Source organism: Pseudoalteromonas sp. TB41, assembly GCF_000497975.1.
Lineage (GTDB): Bacteria > Pseudomonadota > Gammaproteobacteria > Enterobacterales > Alteromonadaceae > Pseudoalteromonas > Pseudoalteromonas tetraodonis.
In genome coordinates this window covers 1-6,355 of sequence record NZ_AUTH01000061.1, presented here as the reverse complement: position 1 = coordinate 6,355, position 6,355 = coordinate 1, and the positions used below count along the sequence as shown (strand labels likewise).

Here is a 6,355-nt window from a genome sequence, read left to right as displayed (position 1 = left end):
TAGGGCGTGTTGATCTTTGTGGTATGAAAAACAAACAGCATGAAGATAAGGTATAATTGAATTCGCCAGAAAACTTTACACCGAACCTACATGCCAAGATTAATGCTAACAGACGGGACATGGAATGTCTTATCAAAAGTAATGTACTTAAGTGGTCGAATTTATAATAAGCCCGACCATAGAAAAACGCTCGAAGGCATACTGTATAAGATGCGCACAGGTATTCCATGGCGAGATTTACCTTCTGATTTTGGCCGTTGGAGTGCTATCTACAGACGGTTTAATTTATGGTCCAAAAAAGGGATTTTGAATGAACTGTTTCGCGCATTATCTCGTGATGCGGACATGGATTGGGTCTTCATTGATGGCAGTATTGTCAGGGCTCATCAACATAGTTGCGGTGCAAGAACTGCTGACAATGAATCAATTGGAAAGAGCCGAGGTGGAAATTCTACGAAAATTCATCTTGCAGTCGATAGCGGAGGGTTGCCTGTTTATTATGAATTATCCTGTGGAAATACGCATGATATCGTCCATGCAGAGTCACTCGTAGCTAATTGCCCAACAAGTAATATGGTTGTCGCAGATAAAGGCTACGACAGTGAAAAACTGAGAGCGTTTGTTCGTGATAATAACGCTACACCCGTTATTCCACGTAAGGGCAACAGTTTAGTAGGCAATGAAGATATTGACTGGTGCATGTATAAATATCGGCACTTGGTTGAGAATGCATTTGGCCGTATTAAGCAATATAGAGGGATAGCCACGCGGTATGAAAAGCTTGAACGAAATTATCATTCAATGCTCGCTTTAGCATTTACTATGATGTGGCTACCAATGTGGGCTGATTGATATATGTACTACAAAGATCAACAGCCCCTAGTGTAAATTTCGGTTTGGTAATATTTATTAGCGTTACTAGTAACGAATCTATTATCACGCCAAATACAAATTAAAAAACTACAACTCATACACCTGATATGAACCAATACTTATCAGGACAAAGAAAATGAATAATCCAACACAATACCCAGTAACTACCAACCCTACCTACAAGCAATATCAAACACTAGCCAGAATCAATCAGCCTTTAGTTACTAACTATCTAGATGCTATTGAGAAAGTCATGCTTGCTGCATGTGCTGAACATAAAAGAACGTTTGCTGTGAGAATTGATTTAAGGCTACCTGCTTATTCAAATACGATTAATCTAAATAGCAACAAAGTGTGTACTCGATTTGTTGCCTCTCTTGTGGCGCAAATTAAAGCCGATACAAAACTTAAAGCCCGTGAGGGTAAAACGCCACATCCATGCAATATTAGGAATATTTGGGCTAGGGAGCAGAACAATGCTCACCACCAGCATTATCATTGTGTGCTGTTTTTCAATAAGGACCGGTACCACTGTACGGGTAAAATAAATGCAGAAAGTGATAACTTGTTTACTCGAATAGTTAAAGCATGGGCAAGCGCGCTAAGCTTACCGTTAGATGAAACGATGCGATTAGTTCATTTACCTGAAAATGCACACCACTACCTTGACGCTAATAATCCTAATTTTACTCAAGACTTCCACGCTCTTTATTATCGACTAAGCTACTTTGCTAAACTTAATACGAAACAATATGGCTTAGGGCACCGTTGTTTTGGTTATAGTCAAAGATGATATTCTAATTAAGACCTGTGCTTCTCATAATTCGTTTTAACGAGGTTTTGAGACCTTCAACTAGCTAAATAAGCTTAAACCCTTAGTATACAAGGGATGGCAAGTTCCCAAAATAGCATTACGAGAAGCGCTATTTACACTACAAAAGCAAAAAAAGAACGCACTGCAAAAATGCGTTCTTTGTTTACTTCTAATCAAATAAGCTCGCTACTCCAGCTAACAAGCCACTAGCAACAGCTAAAGGCACTGTAACCGGTGCTGAGGCAACGCCCAGCCCAACCACAACTACTCCAGACACAGTAGCGCCAGCTACAGCACCAGAGCTTACAGCAATAGCTGTTCTACTAAGTGACGGCTCTGAACTGCCAGTTATTTGTTTGGAAACTTCATTTCCTACTACACCGCATGTAACGGCTTTTTCTAGCGACATAACAAACTTACTCCTATCATATGTAATTAACTTATAGCTCTAACTCTTCAAAGTCTTTATCAATTTCCTCCTGGGTTATGCCGATGTAAAGCAGTGTTGTTGCTTCGGAGCTATGGCGAAGCATTTTCATTACACGGGCGATATCTTGGGTTTTATGATAGAGGTGGTAACCTCGGGTTTTACGCATTGAGTGAGTGCCTAACTTTAAATTAAGCTCTTCACCCACTAACGCAAATGCTCTTGTTACAGCCCTTCGTGATAAAGGCCGTGGTGGTGAACCTTTAGCTTGTTGATTGCGATATGATTGAAATAAGTACACATGGTTGGGGTGAGTGATACGTACTTCGTGGATAAATGCTAATGCTTTTTGATTTAACTTAATCTCTGCAAGCTTGCCTGTTTTACTTTCAAATATAAGTAACCTGTCGTTTTGAATATCCGTAAATTTAACAGACAATAAATCAGATATGCGCAATGCTAAGTTCAGACCTATATTCCAAATATGGCTCATCTGTTTAGAACACCGCTTTTCAAGCAAATAACTAATTAACTTTACTGTATCAAGGTCCTTGATCGCCTGTACTTCAGCCATAGCCAACTCCTTATTCTGTTGAAATAGTGACCTGGTAGCAGCCTGTGTTGTAATACTCAACAAAGTTAGTCACAAATAAAGTTAAAAGCTCCTTGCCTTCTCGTTCACTTAACCAGCCCACCAGCATGTGATACACGCGTTTAATCACAAAGCAAACATCAATCTCCTTTACTAATTCATAGTCCGATTGGCCCCGGTATGAAAAATCAGTAATGTATACAAGCTCCCAACCAATACCGCGTTTTTCTAGCCTAACCTCGACTGGGTGAAAGCCCCCAGCTGCTGCGCTATAATCTTTATCACGAAAATTAATAGTTCGCTCACTCGCATTCCCTATCGATTCACTTTGTTTAGTGATGGCATTTACAATCACATCAAACATTGACTCTGGCACGTTTAGCCCTGGTACTTGCTCTATTTTAATCGCCATACCCTACTTCCTTTAAATTAAGCCATGCTCAGCAAATGAATAACTGGTTTCACCAATAATGATGTGATCGACTATCGAAACATCAATTAGGTTAAGCGCCTGCTGTAATTTACTGGTAATAAGTTTATCGGCCTGTGATGGCGTGCTGACGCCTGAAGGATGATTGTGCGCAAGTATTACAGATGCTGCATTTAGCGCTAATACTTCTTTAACTACCTCTCGTGGGTATACGCTTGCGGCGTTAATAGTCCCCCTAAATAACTCTTTAAATTCAAGTATGCGGTTTTGGCTATCCAAGAACAGGACGGCAAAAACCTCATGCTCAATTAACGCCAGCTTATGCCTTAAATATTCTTCACTGTCTTTCGGACATGTTAAAGCCCCATCCCTAAATTGCTTTTGAGCGATTATGTAAGCTGCTGCTTCAAGTATTTGTTCATCACTTACTGGGTGATCAAATTCGTATAGTGACTTGTTATTTTGCATTATTATGCCCTCTTAATAGTTTATGCAAAATAGTGATGTATATGTTTAACGTTTTTGTTTCGACTCAGTAAAAAATTACTCCCCCCGGAAAGGATATGTACTACTAACCTAACCGGAGAAACCCCATGCGTTTAATCAAATTAAAAGAAGTTTTACATATCACAGGCTTAAGTCGTTCTACTATTTATCGCTTTATGAGTGCTGGTGGATTTCCAATGAAGGTCGAGCTAGGCGGTAACTCTGTAGCCTGGGTAGAAAGTGAAGTTGAAGAGTGGATAAGTGAAAAAATAGGAAAAAGAGATATATCTTGACTACCAAATGTAGATTTTATCACCATTAAGCAGTAAATTAGCCTTATTAAAAGGATTCACAAGGCTGAAAACATGATTCATAGGCAATTAAAAGAAAAACAAATATATTTATAACTTCTTGTGGAATGAATTTCCTAACAGCATACGTGTTTTTTTAGACAATAAATTTGTTTTTCAGCCTTTTTGGTCGTTCCATAATGGACACATCACTGAGCAAGAATTTAAGCATAAATTGAATGAAGCCAAAAATAAATTGCCAAATAGGGTTTAGCAAACAACGAAACAGCCAAGCTCACCTCCATCGTATTACAGCGTTTATATACATTACGTAATCAACTAATGCATGGTGGTGCAACATGGAACAGCAGCGCAAATAGAGAGCAACTAAAAGATGCCGTGCAATTTTTATCGCAATTAGTGCCATTTATTATTGATCTTATGATGGATAACTCAAACGAGCTTTGGGAAGATGCGTACTACCCGCTTATTGATGGGTAAAGGTGCTTGAGGCATTATTTATGTTTTTTAAAACACGATAATGCCTAAACCGCAGTAAACTTATAAATTAGTGCTTAAAGTAGCTAAATCAGTATTCACTTTTTGTAATACGTCATCGTACCCTTTTAATACCTCTTCTTTGTGAGTTAAATCCTGCTTGAGCTGCTCTACACTTGCTACTAGATCTTTCGTTAAACTCGGAACAAAATTGCTTTGTTCTTCAGCTAACTTTGCTACTATTTGATTTATGCACTGTTTTAGCTCAACACTAATATCTTGCAATAATAATGCGACAACGCGGGCCTGTTCAGTTCGTAACTGAGCTATGTCATCGCCTTCAACTTGCTCAGCACTAAATTGTTGCCGAATAGTATTAATATGCGCATCAAGATCTAAATTAACCGCAGGGATCGTAATACGTTCAACGGCATTGTTTAATGGCATTAAAACCATCTCGGGGTCAAAGTCATCATCTGAAAAATCAAACATATCCTTAATAGATGCTTTTATATCCTGTTTAAACAACCCTAATTGAATTGCGTTTTCACTTACGTCATAAATCGCTTTGCTGGTATCAACCACAAATGACTCAAGCTTACTCACTGCTTCATGAACACTTGCATAGGTGTAACTAACTGTGCGGTAGTGAGTTGATGTAACTGTACGAGTTGATCCCCATGATAATGGGTTGTACCACGATGAATCACTCACTTCTCGGGATGTTGTATAGCTTTCTTCCCGCGAGCCTGATTGCGACTGAACTTGTTTTACCTGTATCGCATCTTGATTTATGTCAGTTAATAATCGCGTTAATGTTTTTTCAGCTTGAATACTGTATTTTTCAAAAACACTATTAACTTTAACAGTGCCAGCCTCTACGCGTTTAACAACTGCTTGCTGTTTTTTCGCTAAGCTTTCAACGTCGCCTTCAAGTAAGTTTTTACGCTTATAAGTTACGTCATCGGTAATTTGAACTAGTTTTTGTTTAACCTCACGCTTTGAGCCTATTAACAGGTTATTAAAACGATCGGCCAATATTTGCTCTTTTTTTGCTTTAACAGTATCTAACTTACTTGTTACTTTTTTAAAGTTGGCCACTGCTGCAAACGTATTGGCATTAAACGTAAAGTCATCAAACATGCTATTAAGAAGGTTCATCGTATGTAGCTCTTCTTCATTTAATGATTGTTCTGGCTTAATAGCTAAATCGTAGCAGCGTGAAGAAATAAATATAGGCGGTAAAGCATTTTGTAAAGTGCTCATTAAATGGCTTTGGTTATTATCATCTTCAGCACTGTGATGTGCTGAAAACTCATTACATACCTTGTCGACATTACTCTTGGCCTGATTATTAAGTTTTGTAGTAATGGCTGGTAACGCCTCTTGAATAGATGGGTACTTATGGTACTCATCCAATAAGGCCCCATCAAACAGTGAACCAATTAGTACAATATCTTCAATACCTTTATTGGGAATATTTTGCGCCAGCAAGCTCATATCTGATTGGTCTAAAAATTGGCCGCTATTGCTGAGTACAAAAACAACGTCACATTGACCTATAAACTCTTGTGTACGTCTACCACGGGAGATTATTGGGTCGTTCATTCCCGGTGTATCAACCACCTCAATATCGCGTAAAGAGTCAATATTTAAATGCAGCTCAGTGCTTTTTACTATTGGTGTAAATTCGCCGCTGGCTCCTACATAGTTGTTTAGGGTCTGTTGACCTTTCAAGGTTAAATTTGCAGCAGTCTGTTTGGTATTTAGGCAAGGCAGAGCCTATGTGGTGTGGTTATTCCCCATAGATAGGTGATAACGCAGCATCAATGCCAAACAGGCGCTGCCCTTTGGGTTCTACCTAGGGGCGATTTACTCTTTGTTGCTCGGTTTTTACTTAGCCCACTAGGTTACAAACCTCGCGCCGCGATTAAACCGCCCCTAG

General features: G+C 39.0%; 9 protein-coding genes. 4 read left to right on the top strand and 5 right to left on the bottom strand.

Going from position 1 to position 6,355, the window contains the following annotated elements:
* The first annotated feature begins 90 nt into the window (after positions 1 to 90).
* Positions 91 to 852 carry an IS5 family transposase gene (locus tag L641_RS0108345; protein ID WP_024600859.1) on the top strand — a complete coding sequence of 254 codons (762 nt, stop codon included), beginning with the start codon at positions 91 to 93 and terminating at the stop codon, positions 850 to 852.
* Positions 853 to 1,009: 157 nt separating this feature from the next.
* Positions 1,010 to 1,666, top strand: coding sequence for an inovirus Gp2 family protein (locus tag L641_RS0108340; RefSeq protein ID WP_024601651.1), 657 nt, complete (start codon positions 1,010 to 1,012; stop codon positions 1,664 to 1,666).
* A 190-nt stretch (positions 1,667 to 1,856) separates the two neighbouring features.
* Here L641_RS0108340 and L641_RS0108335 read toward each other — a convergent pair whose 3' ends face one another.
* From L641_RS0108335 to radC, 4 genes are read right to left on the bottom strand one after another with little or no spacing between them, the layout of a single operon-like run.
* The gene (locus tag L641_RS0108335) at positions 1,857 to 2,096 is read right to left on the bottom strand and encodes a hypothetical protein (RefSeq protein WP_024601650.1); all 240 of its coding nucleotides are present in this window, start codon (positions 2,094 to 2,096) and stop codon (positions 1,857 to 1,859) included.
* A gap of 31 nt (positions 2,097 to 2,127) precedes the next feature.
* Positions 2,128 to 2,688 (bottom strand): tyrosine-type recombinase/integrase, encoded by a 561-nt coding sequence (locus L641_RS0108330; RefSeq protein ID WP_024601649.1) that lies wholly within the window; start codon positions 2,686 to 2,688, stop codon positions 2,128 to 2,130.
* Positions 2,689 to 2,698: 10 nt separating this feature from the next.
* Complete coding sequence (locus tag L641_RS0108325) at positions 2,699 to 3,118, bottom strand: DUF2787 family protein (RefSeq protein ID WP_024601648.1); 420 nt, start codon at positions 3,116 to 3,118, stop codon at positions 2,699 to 2,701.
* A 12-nt stretch (positions 3,119 to 3,130) separates the two neighbouring features.
* On the bottom strand, positions 3,131 to 3,604 hold the full coding sequence (gene radC / locus L641_RS0108320; RefSeq protein ID WP_024601647.1) for a DNA repair protein RadC: 474 nt from the start codon (positions 3,602 to 3,604) through the stop codon (positions 3,131 to 3,133).
* Between the two features lie 125 nt (positions 3,605 to 3,729).
* Between radC and L641_RS0108315 the strand changes: the two genes are divergently transcribed.
* The gene (locus L641_RS0108315; protein ID WP_024601646.1) at positions 3,730 to 3,915 is read left to right on the top strand and encodes an AlpA family transcriptional regulator; all 186 of its coding nucleotides are present in this window, start codon (positions 3,730 to 3,732) and stop codon (positions 3,913 to 3,915) included.
* 339 nt (positions 3,916 to 4,254) lie between these two features.
* Entirely contained in the window at positions 4,255 to 4,413 is a 159-nt protein-coding gene (locus tag L641_RS23300; RefSeq protein ID WP_158000847.1) for a hypothetical protein, read from the top strand.
* Between the two features lie 60 nt (positions 4,414 to 4,473).
* On the opposite strand, the gene L641_RS0108305 is transcribed toward L641_RS23300, so the two are convergent.
* On the bottom strand, positions 4,474 to 6,147 hold the full coding sequence (locus tag L641_RS0108305; RefSeq protein ID WP_024601645.1) for a hypothetical protein: 1,674 nt from the start codon (positions 6,145 to 6,147) through the stop codon (positions 4,474 to 4,476).
* Positions 6,148 to 6,355 lie beyond the last annotated feature (208 nt).